Raw genomic sequence first — 16,822 nt, forward strand, 5'->3', positions numbered from 1 at the left:
GAACCTGTCTGAAATCTATGATATAATCTATACAAAAAAGGATGTTTCCTAATGATACATGATTATACCAGTAATATTACTCGTAAACAGTTTGAACTGATTCGTGAAGATTTAGAAAATGCACGGAAAACGACGCGCCCACGCACAGTTGATTTGTACGAGGTATTCTGCGGTGTACTATATTTGCTTACGACAGGTTGTCAATGGCGTAATCTGCCAAGGGACTTTCCAAACTGGAAAACCGTCTATTCCTACTACCAGATTTGGCGGAAAGTAGACGAGAATGGCATAAGTCTTCTTGAAAAAGTGCATAAAAAAATTGATCGAAACCTATCGTGAACAAGAGGGGCGAAAAAAACAGACAAGCTTCTGCATCGTAGATGCACAAAGTGTAAAAAACACATGGATAGCGAGTGAAAAAGGCTACGATGCGGGAAAGAAAGTATCAGGAATCAAACGACATATCGCTGTAGACACCAATGGTCTCATTCATGCGATTGAAGTAACAACTGCGAATATAACAGATCGAGAAGGTGCTATCCAAATGTGTGAAAAGCATAAAAAATCATTGGACAAAGTGACAAATATACTTTGTGATGGTGGATATACGGGCCCATCATTTGCACAATCGATAAAAGAAACGATTCATTGTTCAGTTGAAATTATCAAACGCTCGGAACTTCACAAGTTTGTTGTGTTACCCAAACGCTGGATCGTAGAGCGAACTTTTGCTTGGTTGGAAAATTACCGCAGACTGTGGAAAAACTGTGAACGAACACTTGAAAACAGTAGACAAAGTTGCTTATTGGCCGGTGTGGCAATTTTATTAAAAAGATTCTAGACAGGTTCTAAGATAATAATTATTTCTTCACTTTAGAAATTGTCATTCCATCATCAATTGGAACGAGTACAGATTGTAAATGCGGGTCGATTTCTATCATTTCATTAAACTTCTGTATAACGTTTTTGTTTCGCACGCTTATCAGCTACACTACCGCCAATTTTCCCACTTATCACGTAATTTCCTTATACCGTTTATTACGCCTTCTATTATGCCCTCAATTATAATCTCTATTACAAGATATCTCACTAAACTAATAATAGGTTTAATTACGTATCTCCCTATAAATTCAAGAATATCCTCCATCATATTTTCCTCCTTCTTTTAAAAGGAAGCTGCTACTCCTCCGCGTCCAGTTACAATTTCTGCCCTACTGCGGTATATATCAACAAAGATAATACGACAACAACATCCACGATAACGCTATTGAATTTGGAAGAAACTTCGGTAAATACTAATACTGTAGTTAACATGGCTAAGAGAATTATTTTTTCACCTATATTCGGAGATGCTCCCAAAAACTTTATAAAATCAAAGACAACTTTACTACAATTCTTCCCGTAACTAATTTATTATCGTGGTAAACCGTCTTCCACTACATCCGTAACAGTTCCATTCGGTTCAAAGATTACACGTAATGATCCTTCTCCACCATAACCAGTATAGTCATATACTGAATAAGATTTATATTTCTCAATCACATGTGGCTGTCCAATTGCAGCTTTTACCTGATTCGCGGGCATACCTTTTTTGATTTTCAAATAATGATTGTAACTTACTGCTGCCGAATTGTTATTTACATCTTTATACCACGGTACACGATCGTTTTTTTCTTCATATTCCTTTACAGGCTCTTCACTACGTTTCGTAAATACCTGATTCTCTTTATCTGTATCTTTATCTTCATCCTTTATAGCAGTACGTTCAATATTTACAACATAACCATATGTATTTAATTCAACCATAATTTCATATGTACCATCCGTATCTTTTTCAGTATAAAATACGCGTTTTTCATGGTTATTATAATGTTTTATGTTCTCACCACCATAGTCAATCGTATTAAGAATATCCGTATACGTCCTACCTTCCTCAATCTTTTGAGATTCATCATGAGAAATATAACGCTTTTGTGATGATGGTGCATCCTCATTTTTAATACTTTCACGTTTGCTCGTAGTCATAGGTGTTTTCTTCTGATCTTTTAGTACTTCACCTTCCGCCTTCGCTGGTTGCTTTGCTCCTACTTTTGTTAATACGTCTGTATCGCTAGAACAAGCTCCCAAAATCGATACTGTAGTCAACGCCACCCCTACTATAAGTACTTTCTTAAATAACTTCATTCTAATCCCCCCGGTGTTTTTTAATATCTAGTAATCAACGTATTTTAATGAATACGGAACTATTCAGTTCTATACAATTTGCTATAGCCTTCTCCCTCATACACCTTTTTTATATAAAGTGAAACTTTAATCAGCCCTCACCAATCGGGCTTTTATGGGATAAATCTACCTATTAGTAATAACCAATGCAACTACAGCTAGTCCGAACCCGATTGCCAATCATCTTCGTTACAAATATTAACATTAAATATAACTAATAAATAGTATATTTCTGCTATTTATTTACATTTCCGTTCCGAAATCTTATCTTAAAACGAGCAATATGAAAATGGAATTCACAATTTAAATCATATATCCTATATATAATAACATTTAAATCAAATTCTAAAGTAACTTTACATGCATTTTCTGTTGTAACGCCAAAAGAAAAGACCTTTCTAACGATTTTATTCCATCGCTAAAAAGGCCTTTTCTATTTCGGCTAAAAACTTAGCACTCTTCTGGTTTACCAGCATTCGATGCTGTACGGAAAGATGATCCACATCCGCATGATGCGATTGCGTTTGGATTGTCGATTGTGAATCCGCCGCCAAGCATAGATTGTTTATAGTCAATTTTTACTCCTTTAACAATTGGAGCACTTTCTGTATCGATAACAAATTCAACACCGAAAAACTCAAGAACTGTGTCGTCTTCTTTTGGTTCTACTTCAAATCCTAAGCCGTAAGAAAGACCGCTACATCCGCCGCCGTGTACAGCAAGGCGCACATACTTCTCTCCATCTTCAGCATCTTTTAACATATCTTTAATTTGAAAAGCTGCTTGTTCTGTTACTTCAATCATGAAATACACCTTCCTTTCTGTTCTTAGTCCATTATACATCTTTACGCTTCTATCTTGTACTCATACACTCCGCGGCAAATTACTTCCGCAGGTCCTTTCATCAACACGTTTCCTTCTTCAGTCCACGCAATCATTAAATCGCCGCCAGCTAAATGGACTGTAATTTCCTTACCACGTTCCATCTTTCCATTTAAAATAGCAGCTACAACTGCAGCGCACGCTCCTGTTCCGCAAGCTTGCGTTACACCAGATCCACGTTCCCAAACGCGGAAGTTCATCTCGTCATCATTCAAAATTTCGATAAACTCAACATTTACTCGCTCTGGAAACATTTCATGTGTCTCGAGAACTGGTCCAAGTGTTGTAAGAGGTGCTTTTTCTACATCATCAACAAAAATAACCGCATGTGGATTTCCCATTGAAACAGCTGTAAATGCATAACGATGATTATTGTATAAGAAGTTTTCACGAATAAATGGTGTTTCACCTTCACCAAGCATCGGTATTTCTGCACGTGTTAGACGCGGTGCTCCCATATCGATTTTCGCTAATGTCACGACACCATCTTCTACTGTTACTTCAGCCGTTACAATACCAGCCAACGTTTCAATTGTAAAAACTGTTTCTTCTACTAGTTTATGCTCATACGCATATTTCGCTACGCAGCGTAAACCGTTACCACAGCTCTTTCCTTCAGAACCATCATTATTAAACATGCGCATTTTCACCGGAGCTACGTCTGAAGGGCAAATTAAAATCATCCCGTCTGCTCCAATACCAGTATTAATATTTGAAACCTTTTCGGCCACAAGGGCTAAATCTTCTTCAGGAATTTGCTCTTCAAACATATTTACATATATATAACTATTGCCAAGACCATGCATTTTTGTAAAAGAAAATTGGCTCATTTATATTCACTCCAAAAATAATTTGTTATGTTAAGTATAAAATGCATGCTTTTAGAACACAATATGAATGTCCCCCGTTTCTCATATTTGACAACGTTTGGCGATGAGCCACTCTTACACAATTTGTGTAAGAAAAAAGCCCTTCTAAAAAGGGCCTTTTTTTATTTATTCCACTATTTTCGATTGGGGAGAGCTAATAATTAGTATTAGCCCTTCCCCACAAAATAAAGTTTTATCTAATGGAAAAGGTGCTGCTAATTCGCAACACCTTAAAACATTGGATTTTCATCCAAATACTCATATACATTATTAACAAGCTCTTCTACTGTTGCACCTTGTACAACTTCACCATTTACAAGTGCAAACGGTCCTTCAAAACAAATACCACAATATCCTAGACAACCATACTCCATTACATCTAAATTCGGATCTTTTTCTAATTTTTCTAGAGCTGCTTGTGAACCACTTGCAAGGTTACCTACACAAAATTCAATTAATGGTTTAATCAAAATTCTCCCCCCTGTACTACAAAACAAATTACCTTTTCACTTTATCTATAAGAAGAAAACTAAGCTGTTTCTTGTTGTTTTCGTTACACAGTCTAAACTATTTAGTTACTTCATTATTTCACTTCAAAGTAGATGACTTCTTCTATATAACATGCTACTTCCAATGAAATAGTAACTACAAAGGAAAAACAGTTTATTTTACTTTTCTTCTTATTGTACAACAGAGTATTCATTCATGCATTGTTATTTGTTCACAAATTCGATATAATTTGATTGAGTAAAGTCAAAATATTTTATTAATATAAAATTTTATGATTAGGGGATATTTCAACAGAAAAGGGGTAATCCATCATGAAACACCTCGTAATACTAGGTGGCGGCTACGGTGGAATGAGAATTCTGCAAAGGCTACTTCCAAGCAACCAACTTCCAGATGATGTACAAGTGACATTAATCGACAAAGTACCATATCATTGCTTCAAAACTGAATATTATGCATTAGTTGCGGGTACTATTTCAGAAACGCATATTCGTATACCGTTTCCTGAACACCCACGCCTCAATATTCAATACGGCACAGTAACAAATATTGACCTCGAAGAAAAAGCTGTTCATCTCGATGGCGGCGAAGCAATCCAATATGATGACTTAATTATCGGACTTGGCTGTGAAGATAAATATCATAACGTTCCTGGGGCTAGGGAATATACACATAGTCTACAATCAATTGAACAAACACGTAAAACATATGAACAATTAAATAGTCTAGAACCAAATGCAACAGTAGCTGTTGTTGGTGCTGGCTTAAGTGGCGTTGAAGTAGCAAGTGAACTTCGTGAAAGCCGTTCTGATTTAAAAATCTATTTATTTGATCGAAAAGATAGAATTTTATTCCCATATCCAGAGAAATTAAGTAGATATGTAGAAGAATGGTTTGTAAAGCATAAAGTTAACATTATACGAAACTCTAACATTACAAAAGTAGAACCAAATATTGTGTACAACCACGATGAACCACTTGAATGTGATGCAATCGTCTGGACAGCTGGTATTCAAGCAAATGAAGTTGTTCGAAACCTTCCAGTTGAACAAGATGGTAGCGGACGGGTTGTCTTAACGAAATATCACAATATTCCAAACAATGAGCACGTGTATGTTGTAGGAGATTGCGCAGCACTTCCACATGCACCATCTGCCCAACTTGCTGAAGGTCAAGGAGAACAAATTGTCCAAATATTATTAAAACGTTGGAATAATGAACCACTCCCGGATGAACTACCTGTTATTAAATTAAAAGGTGTTCTAGGATCTCTTGGTAAGAAGCATGGATTCGGTTTACTCGCAAACCAACCATTAATGGGACGTGTACCGAGATTATTAAAATCTGGTCTTCTTTGGATGTACAAATATCATAAAGGTTAATACTTTACAGGCTGTCTACTATGTAGGCAGCCTCTTTGCATCAGTTTTTAAAAATTATCAGACACATCTTTCTCAATATTTATAATGATTTATTTTTCATTTTTATATTAAAAAATATTGATAAACATTGTATGCTATTTGTAAGTTGTTTTATTATTTCCTTGAAGACCGAATTCATTCGGTCTTATTTTTTATGTGATAAATACTTTTGTAGGAGGCATTACATTCCACTTATGAACTTATCGAAACTAAACAATCGAATAGAAGCGAAAAAGAAAGAGTTAATCTATCTCGTTGAACGATACGGATTGACTCATGATAAAGTGATTTCTTTCAGCCAAGAATTAGATCGTTTACTTAACTTATTAATAAAACTCAAGACGAAGAAAAAACGTTGCTCTTTATAACCGTTATCTTCTCTTTTTTGATACGATATAACTAGAATCAGAAAGGAGCGATTTATGTTTATATTAAAAAACGTTATATATAAATATATACTATACATTCCTTATTTACAGATTCAAAAAGAAAAGATTACTTGCATTATCGGTGAAAGCGGAAGCGGAAAAAGCACGTTGCTTCGCATGTTAAACGATTTACAATCTCCAACATCCGGCACAATTGAATATAACGGAAAATTAATTTCTGATTATCACCCTATTCAATTACGTCGTGACGTAGTTATGCTTGGGCAAACTCCACCTATTTTTGATGGAACCGTTAAAGACAACCTATTAATGGGACTTCGTCTTTCTGAAAAACCATTACCAAATGATGATGCCCTGCGGAGTGCATTACAAACCGTTAGCTTAGACAAGCAATTAGAAAATAGCGCCTCCTCACTATCTGGCGGTGAAAAACAAAGACTTGCCTTTGCACGTATCGTACTTATGGATCCGCCTGTCTATTTATTAGATGAACCTACTTCAGCATTAGACAGTGATACAGAACGCCGCGTTATGAAACAATTTACTGAACTAGCACGAAAAAAGAAAAAAACAATTATCTTCATCACACACTCACAATAACTTCCAGAAGAAATTGCAGACGACATTATTGAGATTAGTAAAGCAAACGGTGCAACTAGAAAGGAAGTGCTCTCTGTTGAAGGGCGTTATTGAACTCCAAATTTGGCAACTTGCAGCTGCCTATATTTTCATTCTTATTTTAATTGGACTTGTAAAATTAAAAGGAATACCTCGCGAAAAACAAATCGCGCTCGCAACATTCCGTATGACGATTCAGCTCGTACTTGTTGCATATGTCCTTACATACGTATTTGAAAACAGTAATCCATTTTATACAATTGCTCTCATTACTTCTATTACTACCTTTGCAATTTTTAATATTTATAAACGAGTTAACATCCCAATGTCTAAAGAATTAAAACGAGTAGCCGCCCTTTCCATGGTCGCCGGATCAATTGGGCCACTTCTACTATTTATCTTTGTTATTATCGGACATGATCCGTGGTATGCTCCGCAATATATCGTCCCTATTACAGGAATGTTAGTTGGGAATGCCATGACTGGCGTTTCTCTCGGCGCAAATACGTTCTTAAACAATATGAAATCGCAAAGAGGTCAAATTGAAGGTGCACTTATGCTCGGCGCAACACCGAAAGAAGCAGCTGCTCCGCTCATTCGAGACGCTTTTGACTCTGCTATTTTACCGACAATCAATTCTATGGTCGGAATGGGGATTATAAGCTTACCAGGCATGATGACTGGTCAAATATTATCCGGTGTATCACCATTCACAGCCATTCAATATCAAATCGCCATCATACTCGGTATTTCTGGAAGTACTGCCTTTGCTGTCATTATCTTTTTACAGCTTGGATATAAAACGTTCTTTAATAAGCGATGTCAATTGAAAGAAATTGACTATGGTGCACGGTGAATCGTGCGTAGTTCACGATGAATGAAATTATATTAACGATTTTTTCAATATATCTATCATAACTCAGAATATATCAACGATTTTGTACGAAATATCGATTTACCGACAAAAAGTGACATAATAAAAAGAGGAGGCTATTCGCCTCCTCTTCTATTTACTTACGCCTTCTTAACGAACTGTGATTTTAACTTCATAGCTCCGAAGCCGTCGATTTTGCAATCGATATCGTGATCGCCATCAACTAGACGGATACTCTTTACTTTCGTACCAATCTTCACAACTGAAGAAGTTCCTTTTACTTTTAAATCTTTAATAACAGTAACTGCATCGCCGTCTTGAAGAACGTTTCCGTTCGCATCTTTTACAACTTTCGCACCATCATTATTTTCAGCTTCTGCTTCTTGGCCCCACTCATGAGCACATTCTGGACATACGAAAAGAACGCCATCCTCATACGTATATTCTGAATTACATTTTGGACAATTTGGTAAAGTAGCCATAAATTCATTTCCTCCGTTCATTATTTATACGTAAAAATCAAAATTGATGTTTACATCTCGATAAATAAAATTTGTATAGCATTTCTTTATAGTGCCATAGTCTCACGTTATTGACAACCCTACCTCAAATTCTCATTTTTTATTGTATTTTACAAAATTTCAATTTGTATGCCGTTTTTCTATTTGCTCTTCTACTAATTTTAAAAATCTTCGTTGTGCATTTTTATTTTTTACGAGCAATCGAACTCTTAGCTTACTTTTTAAATATGAGCGAACTTTGTAGTTCGTAATAAATAACTTTCGATACTTCTCGTCTTCATATATCATTCGAAACCATTCATACTGCTGCAAGTAACGTATGTTAGCATCAATCTTTTTCATGTGTAAACCCGTACTTAAACTAATCGATCCTATTAGAGCTTCTATTAATGCTGAAATTATTTCTCTCCCCCCTAATAAACAAAAGAAGAACCTTCACAAGATTCTTCTTTTCAAAATGAACGAGTTCCCTCTAGAAACCCAAATTATTTTCTTCAATGTAAATTTGATATTCTTCCACTTCTTCTTCACTTAACTTCTTATTATTTTCATATACCTCTTGCCACTCGAAATCATCTTCATCGAAATAAACAGCAAATTTAATTTTCACGTTTTTCTTCTCTGTATAATCATAACCAGTAAACTCTACTACGTCATAATCTTTTTCTTTCTTCACAAACTTCCAAGTTGGATTATCAGTCATAATCTCTAAAGTAACCCCTTCTCCACTTGAACGAACAACGTTTTTAATATTCGGCTCAGTTGGTAAAAAGGACAGCCCGAACGCAGCTAATCCATACACAATCCCGACTATAATCTGTAAACCAATCATACCAGCAATACTCACGCCGCCCTTTGATTGTAAGAAATACGCCTTCTCATGATCAGACGCATCTTCTCCCTTACGAAAAACACGAACAGCCTGCTTATAATATAAACGGTTTCCTTGCCATCCAGTAAATATCATCATTCCTAATTGAAGAGCTAAACTAAATGTTACATAAATCCCATCTGGAATATCTATAAAAGGGGGTATAACTATACTAGGTATAGCCAATAACGCAAATATAATAAATAACTTATACATTTTACGATAAGCTAACCAAAAAGTTGGGAAGAAAAAGGCTACCCAATTCCATGTATTCCCTTGCGCTGGATTTTCTACTTTACCCCACTTAAAGTCATAATAAGCTGTATTCTTTTGAACAACTTTATGTAATTCTTGTGGAGAAATCGTTTCTTGTAAAACCGTGTCCTTCACGTACATCATCCTTTTCTTATTTCTATATACATTTATTGTATATGGACAAAATGAAGGAATCTAACAAAAAGTACACATATTTCATAAAAGTGAACGGAAATCGAATATATTCCGACAATTATCCGTTTCTTATTTCATTTTACTTTTAAATATATTAAAATAATCGTGTATCATACCTTTAATACACTAAGTTAATTATTTTATATATTCACTAAAAAGGATGCATCAAAATCATTTTTATACATCCTTTTTAGTGAATATATATTACTATTTTAAAACAAACATCTCGACTTAAGAGCGCTCACAAATTAGCCTTCTACTATTTCAAACATATTTCCACTTACACAACTAATGAATAGTCCATTATTACCTTCCTCAATTGATACAATAAAATCTATTACAACAACATTTTTAGGGAGTTTAATTATATCTTTTACTTCACCACATTCAGCATCAAGTATTATCAATTCTAAATTTGAAGTTGCAATGTAAATTTCTCCATCTTTATATAACAGAACCTCTGTAATATCATGTAGAGTAGTATTGTTCCAAAGCACTTTACCTGTTTGAATATTAATACCACAAATTCTGCCTTCTCCTAAGGACAATACCATCATCTCTCCGATAAGAAATGGAGGCAATTCAATTTCAAAAGACATATTTACTTCATATAACTTTTGACCGCTCTTATGATCATAACATTGTATTTGTCTACTTACCCCTTCATATCCATACTCAGTTCTTGTTAATAGTATTTTTGCTTCCTTTGATTCAATGCAAGAGTACCATACCTCATCAAAAGCTTTTTCAAAAATTAAGTTACAGCCTTCTTTTCCATATTCCCACTTTTGTAATACCTCCATTGCTACACATATAAAATGTTCATTAGTTAAAGTAACTGGTTCATTTGGATTACAATCTTCCATCATTTGTTTCCATCGTGTAGAAGCATCTAATAATTGAATGGCAATTGCAACATTACTATATGCATCAACTTCCCCATCTTCATCAAAAGGATTCCCTGCTAATACATAGTAATCTGTGCCAAGATGGCACTGCAATTTTTCTCCTCCGACTCGAACATTCTTTTCCCATACTTTTACTCCACTTTCAAGCTCTAATAAAACATTGTAGCCTTCTTGTGTAATAACTAGTAAACGTGGTAACTCTTCTCCCGTAGTTTTTACATCTTGTATAATATGCCCTTCTATTTCTAAATCCCATAGAAGCTCCCCACAACTTGATGAAATAGCGTACAATTTCGCCATACTTTCTCCAAATCTATTTGCATGCCAAATAATTACGACACCATTCACAGTAATGCAATTACAATCTTCTACTATTGGAATACGGCACTGCCAAATCTCTTCTTTCGTTTCACTATCGAGTTTACGAATTCTGTGGTTATTTTCCTCTACATAAAAGATACTCTTCTTATCATGAGATAGTACCGGAGTAAATATCGGTTCAACCTCTCTCCTTTTTAAATACTTCCATTTTAATTCATACTTGTCGCTTGTAGCATGATAAGTTCGATACATAATTTCGTCATTTCCATTTACAAGTTTAGGAACAAATGGATCAATTTCTAACATTCTATGGTAAGCATCTTTGATTCGAAAAGAATCAACTCCACTCATGTAAATCTGCCCTATCTCCTTTTTAAGAAACGAAAAGAGTACTCGTAAAAATTGCTCGCTATCAACACTAGCTAACTTCTTGTCTCTCTGATTAATAATGAGAAATTCCCCATCTGTCTTCTTAAATTCCATCTTTTTTTCATATTCATTTAAGAAAATTGTAGCGTCATTATATCTAAAGACCTCGATACAAGCGTCAAACAACTGACAAATCGGGTCTATTATGTCTGTTTTTTCTTGAAACACAATACTCTCATCTATACTAAGTACTATTTCTCCGGCATTTTCTGTCGGCAGTTTATTTAGTTCGATTTGAAACTTTTTCATTATTTCCTCCCTCTTAATCACGTTGGAATACTATGTTTATTTACCCCACATTCCCCTTCACTTTCTCAATAATATCTTCTATACGCTCCGCTATACATTCCGGCTCCCATTCTCCCTCACCGTGCATAGCTGTATAAACTGGACAGTTCTCATCATTACTATCTACAAAAATCGGGTCTCCAAGATATGAATCTATGCCGATTACAATCCATCCTTCTTTCCAGTCTCCTTCTTCATCAAAACTATAACCAAGTTGCCCTTCTTCTATTTCTTCACTATTAAACAATTCTATCGTCATAGGTTCAAATTCATACTCTAGCTCAATTTCATTATCCTCAGCACGATCTACATGTGCTAAAAGTTGTTTAATTTTATTATGGTTAATCATGATATCTTCTCCATTCTATCTTTTAAAAATCTAATTTTATTCATAATGAGCTGCCGCAAGTAACATTTGAGCAATAAACTTCCATGTAATATTTTCTGGAAACTTCTCTCCTTGATTTATATAAACCGATTCACAAGAACCTAACCAACTATTTAATGCCTCTAAATAAGTCTCTACCTCTACATTCTCCCATTCATCTTTATTCACTTTAAAATCCTTTTGGAGGTATACAAGAAATTTTAATAAATCTTCTTTAGAATTTACGTGATCGAGGTATTCATACACATCCATACTCCGTCCCTCCCTCTATTGCGTGTTATCTAAACTAACTATAATATATGACATAAGATTCTTAAAACTATTATTTGAGGTGACCGAATATGAAGAGTACAATTTGGGCAGACGATGACTATTTAAAACTAGCACCCATTAACGATGAACTAATCAAAAAAGCAGAAGAAGTACTGAACGTAAAGCTTCCAGAATCATATATAACCCTTCTAAAAGAACAAAATGGGGGAACTCTTCGTCTCGATGTTCACCCTACTTCAAAGCCAAATTCTTGGGCAGACGATCACGTTAATGTATCTGGTTTATATGGTATTTCTTTTGATGAAAATGAATCTAGTATTTTAGAGAGCCGCTATTTAATTCGAGAATGGGAAATGCCTGAGAATATCGTACTTTTATCTGGTGATGGACATACATGGATTGCATTAGACTATCGAAATGTAGCTGAAAATCCTCCAGTTATATTTATCGATAATGAGTTTGAGGAAATTATTGAATTAGCACCTAACTTTGAAAGTTTCTTACAAAACTTAACTACTTATGAATATGACGAAGAATAAGCCTGGCTCTAAAAAGGAGCAAGATTTTATTACAAATTTACACGCCACTTTAAAACCACTCGGCTTTAAGAAAAAAAGACATACATTTTTCAAAGCTGAAAACGGATTTTATAAGCTCATTAACATACAAAAAAGCCAGTTTGGAGATGATTTTTATATAAATATAGGAGTTCACCCTATCGGTCTCCCGCAGCTTATTACGAACCAATTACAAATAAAAGAAAACATTTCAATATTCGCTTGCATTCTACAAACAAGAATAGAGCCTATACATATCAAACAGAACCAGCTATTGCACAATGTTTCACATGAAACTATCAACATTCCGAATTACCTTTCTACTATTTTCGACTGGTTTCAAACGTGGGCATCTTATGAAAATTTAGTGGAAATAAATATACATTCCATTACTCCGGTACTAGCTGTCGTTCCAATATTAGAAGAAAAAGCGTTTCTACTTCTTACCTGTTTTTCTTTCTACAAATTAAAACAGTACGAACAAGCTAATCGCTACTTACAGCAATATTTACATTGCACCGTGCATCTGAATACCGAGGAAAAAGAGCCCATATTCTTTCACGAAGTTGATATGTATATGAAAAAACTAGTAGAAAGTACAATGTAATTTCACATTGTACTTTCTACTAGTGCTTTATATTCCTCTTGTAACTTTTTAAATCGTTCTTCATACTTTTGCATCTTCACAGTATCCGTTTTTGAATTAAGGACTGGCCTTCTTCTCCCAGTCACCATTATATTTTTCCCATCTATTGCATCGTTCATATATACGTAAGGTTTAAAAGACTCGCATACCGTATATGACAATGCTACAGAGAGTTTTGCATACTCTTCCACTTTAAATTGATTAGATAAGCTTAACTCCTTTAAATTTTTCAATTGCATTAACGGTTCTAATAAATCATCTTTAACCTTTAAATTCATCAAAGTAAGCTTTTGCAACTGCTGTAATTCAGCGAGTGGTTTTAAAGTTTGTACTTTCATCGCTGTATTTATTCCACCACCCATATAGAAGGTATTAAGTTGTGTGCACTTACTTAAAGCACTTAAATCTTCTAACTTAGAAAAATCATCAATTAGTAAGGATTTGAGTTTTTTATTATAATCAATGTCCCATAACGTCTTCGCTTTTGTATTCCAGCACATATACAACTGTTGTAAATTGGACAATTTCTGAAGGCTACTTAAATCCTCGACCCTCATTTTGTAAACGTATAATATATCGGGACAAACATACGTAAGAATATGATCAAACTGCTTTTGATTTACTGTGAACACCCATAATTTTTTAACTTTCAAAGATGCTAGTCGTTCTATATTTTTTGTTTTCCCCTCAATCGCTACTTCTTCTAAATCACCAGCTATACTTGCTAAGTCTTTCATAATCTTCGGCTGATCACCAATCGGAAACATGTTATCCCTCCTACAACTCCCAAGTAATATTCATTTCTTCAAATGAGTCCTTACTAACTTCCAATCCTTCGCTATCTTCCGTTCCAATCATTGCTACTTCTTCTTTAGACAACTTAATTTCCTCATTTGGCCTTTGGATTTTTTTCTCATACACGAGTTGTAAAAGCTCTATTTGTTCCTCTGTCAGTTCATACTCTTCTTCTAGTCTTTCCATTGCTGATTCTGTATCAAGTAATGGAATTTCTAATAAGAATCCGCCGTGCTCTTCCATCTCTTCAAATGAATCAATTGAATACGCACCGCTATCCTCAATCCAAAATGCAGTTGTAATAAAAGGAACTGTTTCGCCTTCTACTTCTTCTAATACGTATTGAAGTGCTTCTTCTTTCGCAATATCTATTACTTCCGAAGGTGCCCCTTCAAAATAATTTTTCGCATCAATCCACTCATCAATTCTCTCGCTATTCACATCTTGAAGACATACAATCGTGTAATTCGGATGAAACGTAATTGTCCCTTGTCCCCCTTGGCTATCTTGCATACTATAGTTAAATCCATCCCATGAACTTTCATGTGAGAAATCTGGACAATGCGCTACATTAATTGCATGGGCAATCGAATTTAAAACGCAGCCTTTCCATAGTTGTTCTTTATCTATATGTAATTTATATTTACTCATCATCTTCCCCCATGCGCATATTTTTTTCTATTATCTTTCCTCTACACAATGCTTGTAAATACTTTTCTATCTACTACAAAATAAAAAAGACAATACCCCCCACTGTATTGTCCATTTTCTTTCCTACCATTTCTCTCTACACGTCTCAATTAAATGCAATAAGTACCTCTTCGTCATATCTGCTCTTCTCCACCTTGAGAGCATTCGCTTTTCTTTTGGGTTCTGCCGTATTCTCGCTACTTCTTTTAATAAAAGCTCCCATTCTTCCGCTGAACGTTCTGACAAGTATTGCAATCCTCTATCTTTTGAAACGATTGTTTTATGATCTAGTGTATATAAAATACGTCCCATCGTAACGACAGCTGATTCTACCCACTCTTCTATAAAAAATAAATATGGCTTCTTCGCCTTTTCACTCCAGTACTGTTCTACGTTATATTTCATTGTATTTACTACATCATTCCATTTTATTTGCAGCGGAAGATCTTCTGCTTCTTTTCCGGTAACTGTAATGCCTTGATTTTTCAACGTCCACCATGTGACCGCATTAATGTCCCAATGACCAACATTAGCTTTACCATCTGCACAATACACGTACTCGTTCATTTCATCATTGTATTTCCCTAAGTCAGCAAGCGGAATATACATACCGTCCATTCTTTTACCTAGCGTATTATCACTAAGTTTATTATGTAGTTCCACAAGCTGCTGTTTTTCAGCTTCATTCACGGAATCATTTATCACTGTAACAAAATCAACATCGCTCGTTTCCTTATGAAATGCACCTAGTGCGATGGATCCGTAAATATATACCCCGACTATTTTTTCATCCAAAAAAATTTCTTTTAATTCTACTGTGTACCGCTCCATTAACTGTTGTACTTCCGTTGGTAACGCATGCTTCACTCCATTTTTCATATCTATCCCTCCAATAAAAAAGCCTTTGCAAATTCGCAAAGACTTCTTGTTTTATAAATATTTCTCGATTTCTTCGTAAACATCCTTCAAACGAGGATTTCCTTCTCCAACAATTTCTCCATTTACAAGAACGACCGGATAAAATAAATCTTCTTCCACTACGCGCTCTGCGAATGCTTTTTTATCTTCATCTTCTTGTTCTTCTTGGAAATCAATATACTCGAAATTAAATTTATTTTCTTGTCCTTCATATTTACGACCAATTGCCGCTTGTAACCATTCAAACGTTTCTGTTGAAGATGGCATTCCGACGCAGCTCGCACAAATTACTTTCGTCCCATACACTTGCACATTAACCATTTCTTCTCCCCCACTTCTTGTTCCAACAGTATATTCAGATGTCTTATTACATAAGCACATCATTTTACAAACTTATTCCATACCCCTATACTGAAAAAACACGATACAATATTTCGACAATAAAACAAGAAGAGAAAAAATAGATTTTCCCCTCTATCTTGATTATAATAAAACTGATGAAAGGAGTCGATAAAAATGGAAAACCCACATATGCAAGAACAAGTATTAGAAGTATTAGATAAATTACGTCCATTCTTACTTCGCGATGGCGGAGACGTTGAATTAGTAGACATTGAAGAAGGTATCGTAAAATTACGCCTTATGGGTGCATGCGGAAGCTGCCCAAGTTCTACAATCACACTAAAAGCTGGTATCGAGCGCGCGTTACTTGAAGAAGTACCAGGCGTTATCGAAGTAGAACAAGTATTTTAATTAAAAGCGGAAGCGGCTCGTTCAGAACAGGAGGTCATTGGAGCTCCTGACGAAGAGGCGCTTTTTGCCTCACAGGAAGGCGCGAAATGGCCGACTGTTCTAGCCGCTGGAGCTGGATATTAATTAAAAGCGGAAGCGGCTCGTTCAAAATGTGAGGGGGATGGAGCTTCTGACATAGAGGCGCTTTTTGCCTCGGCGGAAGAAGCGAAGCCACCGAACATTTTAGCC

The 16,822-nt window shown here is 35.3% G+C and carries 22 protein-coding genes and 1 pseudogene; 8 read left to right on the forward strand and 15 right to left on the reverse strand.

Annotation, left to right across the window (positions count from 1 at the left end; all coding sequences use genetic code 11):
* The first annotated feature begins 51 nt into the window (after positions 1–51).
* Positions 52–841, forward strand: a protein-coding gene (locus V6946_RS26395) for an IS5 family transposase (RefSeq protein WP_372584424.1) whose coding sequence is annotated in 2 segments (ribosomal slippage) — positions 52–309 and positions 311–841 — 789 coding nt in all. Because the reading frame shifts where the segments join, the coding sequence is not laid out codon by codon here.
* Positions 842–860: 19 nt separating this feature from the next.
* On the opposite strand, the gene V6946_RS26400 is transcribed toward V6946_RS26395, so the two are convergent.
* The 5 genes from V6946_RS26400 to V6946_RS26420 form a co-directional block, all read right to left on the reverse strand.
* Positions 861–977 (reverse strand): methyltransferase, encoded by a 117-nt coding sequence (locus V6946_RS26400; RefSeq protein WP_002025038.1) that lies wholly within the window; start codon positions 975–977, stop codon positions 861–863.
* A gap of 436 nt (positions 978–1,413) precedes the next feature.
* The gene (locus V6946_RS26405; protein ID WP_406622149.1) at positions 1,414–2,184 is read right to left on the reverse strand and encodes a hypothetical protein; all 771 of its coding nucleotides are present in this window, start codon (positions 2,182–2,184) and stop codon (positions 1,414–1,416) included.
* 489 nt (positions 2,185–2,673) lie between these two features.
* Entirely contained in the window at positions 2,674–3,027 is a 354-nt protein-coding gene (locus V6946_RS26410; protein ID WP_000573825.1) for an iron-sulfur cluster assembly accessory protein, read from the reverse strand.
* A gap of 41 nt (positions 3,028–3,068) precedes the next feature.
* Positions 3,069–3,935, reverse strand: coding sequence for a diaminopimelate epimerase (gene dapF, locus V6946_RS26415; protein ID WP_000077396.1), 867 nt, complete (start codon positions 3,933–3,935; stop codon positions 3,069–3,071).
* Positions 3,936–4,204: 269 nt separating this feature from the next.
* Positions 4,205–4,444, reverse strand: a complete 240-nt coding sequence (locus V6946_RS26420) for a YuzB family protein (protein WP_000595026.1) — start codon at positions 4,442–4,444, stop codon at positions 4,205–4,207.
* Between the two features lie 351 nt (positions 4,445–4,795).
* Between V6946_RS26420 and V6946_RS26425 the strand changes: the two genes are divergently transcribed.
* From V6946_RS26425 to V6946_RS26440, 4 genes and pseudogenes are all read left to right on the forward strand, one after another.
* Positions 4,796–5,866 (forward strand): NAD(P)/FAD-dependent oxidoreductase, encoded by a 1,071-nt coding sequence (locus V6946_RS26425; protein WP_000682079.1) that lies wholly within the window; start codon positions 4,796–4,798, stop codon positions 5,864–5,866.
* A 233-nt stretch (positions 5,867–6,099) separates the two neighbouring features.
* Positions 6,100–6,273 (forward strand): aspartyl-phosphate phosphatase Spo0E family protein, encoded by a 174-nt coding sequence (locus tag V6946_RS26430; RefSeq protein ID WP_001054091.1) that lies wholly within the window; start codon positions 6,100–6,102, stop codon positions 6,271–6,273.
* Between the two features lie 54 nt (positions 6,274–6,327).
* Positions 6,328–6,987: pseudogene (locus V6946_RS26435) on the forward strand (ATP-binding cassette domain-containing protein).
* A complete protein-coding gene (locus tag V6946_RS26440) occupies positions 6,971–7,768 on the forward strand; it encodes an ABC transporter permease (protein ID WP_000679254.1) in 798 nt (265 codons plus the stop codon). Before V6946_RS26435 ends, V6946_RS26440 begins: the two are co-directional and overlap by 17 nt.
* A gap of 158 nt (positions 7,769–7,926) precedes the next feature.
* Here the strand turns inward: V6946_RS26440 and phnA are convergent, their stop codons facing one another.
* From phnA to V6946_RS26470, 6 genes are all read right to left on the reverse strand, one after another.
* A complete protein-coding gene (gene phnA / locus V6946_RS26445) occupies positions 7,927–8,268 on the reverse strand; it encodes an alkylphosphonate utilization operon protein PhnA (RefSeq protein WP_000212737.1) in 342 nt (113 codons plus the stop codon).
* A 159-nt stretch (positions 8,269–8,427) separates the two neighbouring features.
* Positions 8,428–8,709, reverse strand: coding sequence for a hypothetical protein (locus V6946_RS26450; protein ID WP_033692727.1), 282 nt, complete (start codon positions 8,707–8,709; stop codon positions 8,428–8,430).
* Positions 8,710–8,779: 70 nt separating this feature from the next.
* The gene (locus V6946_RS26455) at positions 8,780–9,577 is read right to left on the reverse strand and encodes a DUF2628 domain-containing protein (RefSeq protein WP_114555937.1); all 798 of its coding nucleotides are present in this window, start codon (positions 9,575–9,577) and stop codon (positions 8,780–8,782) included.
* 299 nt (positions 9,578–9,876) lie between these two features.
* Positions 9,877–11,535 (reverse strand): PQQ-binding-like beta-propeller repeat protein, encoded by a 1,659-nt coding sequence (locus tag V6946_RS26460; RefSeq protein WP_006925907.1) that lies wholly within the window; start codon positions 11,533–11,535, stop codon positions 9,877–9,879.
* A gap of 40 nt (positions 11,536–11,575) precedes the next feature.
* Positions 11,576–11,923: a hypothetical protein gene (locus V6946_RS26465; protein WP_086411701.1), complete on the reverse strand. Its 348-nt coding sequence runs from the start codon at positions 11,921–11,923 to the stop codon at positions 11,576–11,578.
* 36 nt (positions 11,924–11,959) lie between these two features.
* A complete protein-coding gene (locus tag V6946_RS26470) occupies positions 11,960–12,214 on the reverse strand; it encodes a hypothetical protein (RefSeq protein WP_006918885.1) in 255 nt (84 codons plus the stop codon).
* Between the two features lie 89 nt (positions 12,215–12,303).
* Between V6946_RS26470 and V6946_RS26475 the strand changes: the two genes are divergently transcribed.
* Positions 12,304–12,774, forward strand: coding sequence for an SMI1/KNR4 family protein (locus V6946_RS26475; protein ID WP_006918876.1), 471 nt, complete (start codon positions 12,304–12,306; stop codon positions 12,772–12,774).
* Positions 12,761–13,399 (forward strand): DUF4304 domain-containing protein, encoded by a 639-nt coding sequence (locus V6946_RS26480; RefSeq protein WP_006918875.1) that lies wholly within the window; start codon positions 12,761–12,763, stop codon positions 13,397–13,399. The genes V6946_RS26475 and V6946_RS26480 overlap by 14 nt, the downstream gene beginning before the upstream one ends.
* Before the next feature lie 2 nt (positions 13,400–13,401).
* Here the strand turns inward: V6946_RS26480 and V6946_RS26485 are convergent, their stop codons facing one another.
* From V6946_RS26485 to V6946_RS26500, 4 genes are all read right to left on the reverse strand, one after another.
* On the reverse strand, positions 13,402–14,205 hold the full coding sequence (locus V6946_RS26485; protein WP_006918874.1) for a hypothetical protein: 804 nt from the start codon (positions 14,203–14,205) through the stop codon (positions 13,402–13,404).
* A 10-nt stretch (positions 14,206–14,215) separates the two neighbouring features.
* On the reverse strand, positions 14,216–14,884 hold the full coding sequence (locus V6946_RS26490) for a hypothetical protein (RefSeq protein ID WP_000049690.1): 669 nt from the start codon (positions 14,882–14,884) through the stop codon (positions 14,216–14,218).
* A gap of 123 nt (positions 14,885–15,007) precedes the next feature.
* Positions 15,008–15,802 (reverse strand): nucleotidyltransferase domain-containing protein, encoded by a 795-nt coding sequence (locus tag V6946_RS26495; RefSeq protein ID WP_006918873.1) that lies wholly within the window; start codon positions 15,800–15,802, stop codon positions 15,008–15,010.
* A 51-nt stretch (positions 15,803–15,853) separates the two neighbouring features.
* The gene (locus V6946_RS26500; protein ID WP_000248590.1) at positions 15,854–16,162 is read right to left on the reverse strand and encodes a YuzD family protein; all 309 of its coding nucleotides are present in this window, start codon (positions 16,160–16,162) and stop codon (positions 15,854–15,856) included.
* A gap of 195 nt (positions 16,163–16,357) precedes the next feature.
* Here V6946_RS26500 and V6946_RS26505 point away from each other — a divergent pair, with 195 nt between their 5' ends.
* Complete coding sequence (locus V6946_RS26505; RefSeq protein ID WP_000431159.1) at positions 16,358–16,594, forward strand: NifU family protein; 237 nt, start codon at positions 16,358–16,360, stop codon at positions 16,592–16,594.
* Positions 16,595–16,822: the final 228 nt, after the last annotated feature.

This window comes from Bacillus sp. PPSBB_2 (assembly GCF_045291115.1).
Taxonomy (GTDB): Bacteria; Bacillota; Bacilli; order Bacillales; family Bacillaceae_G; genus Bacillus_A; species Bacillus_A cereus.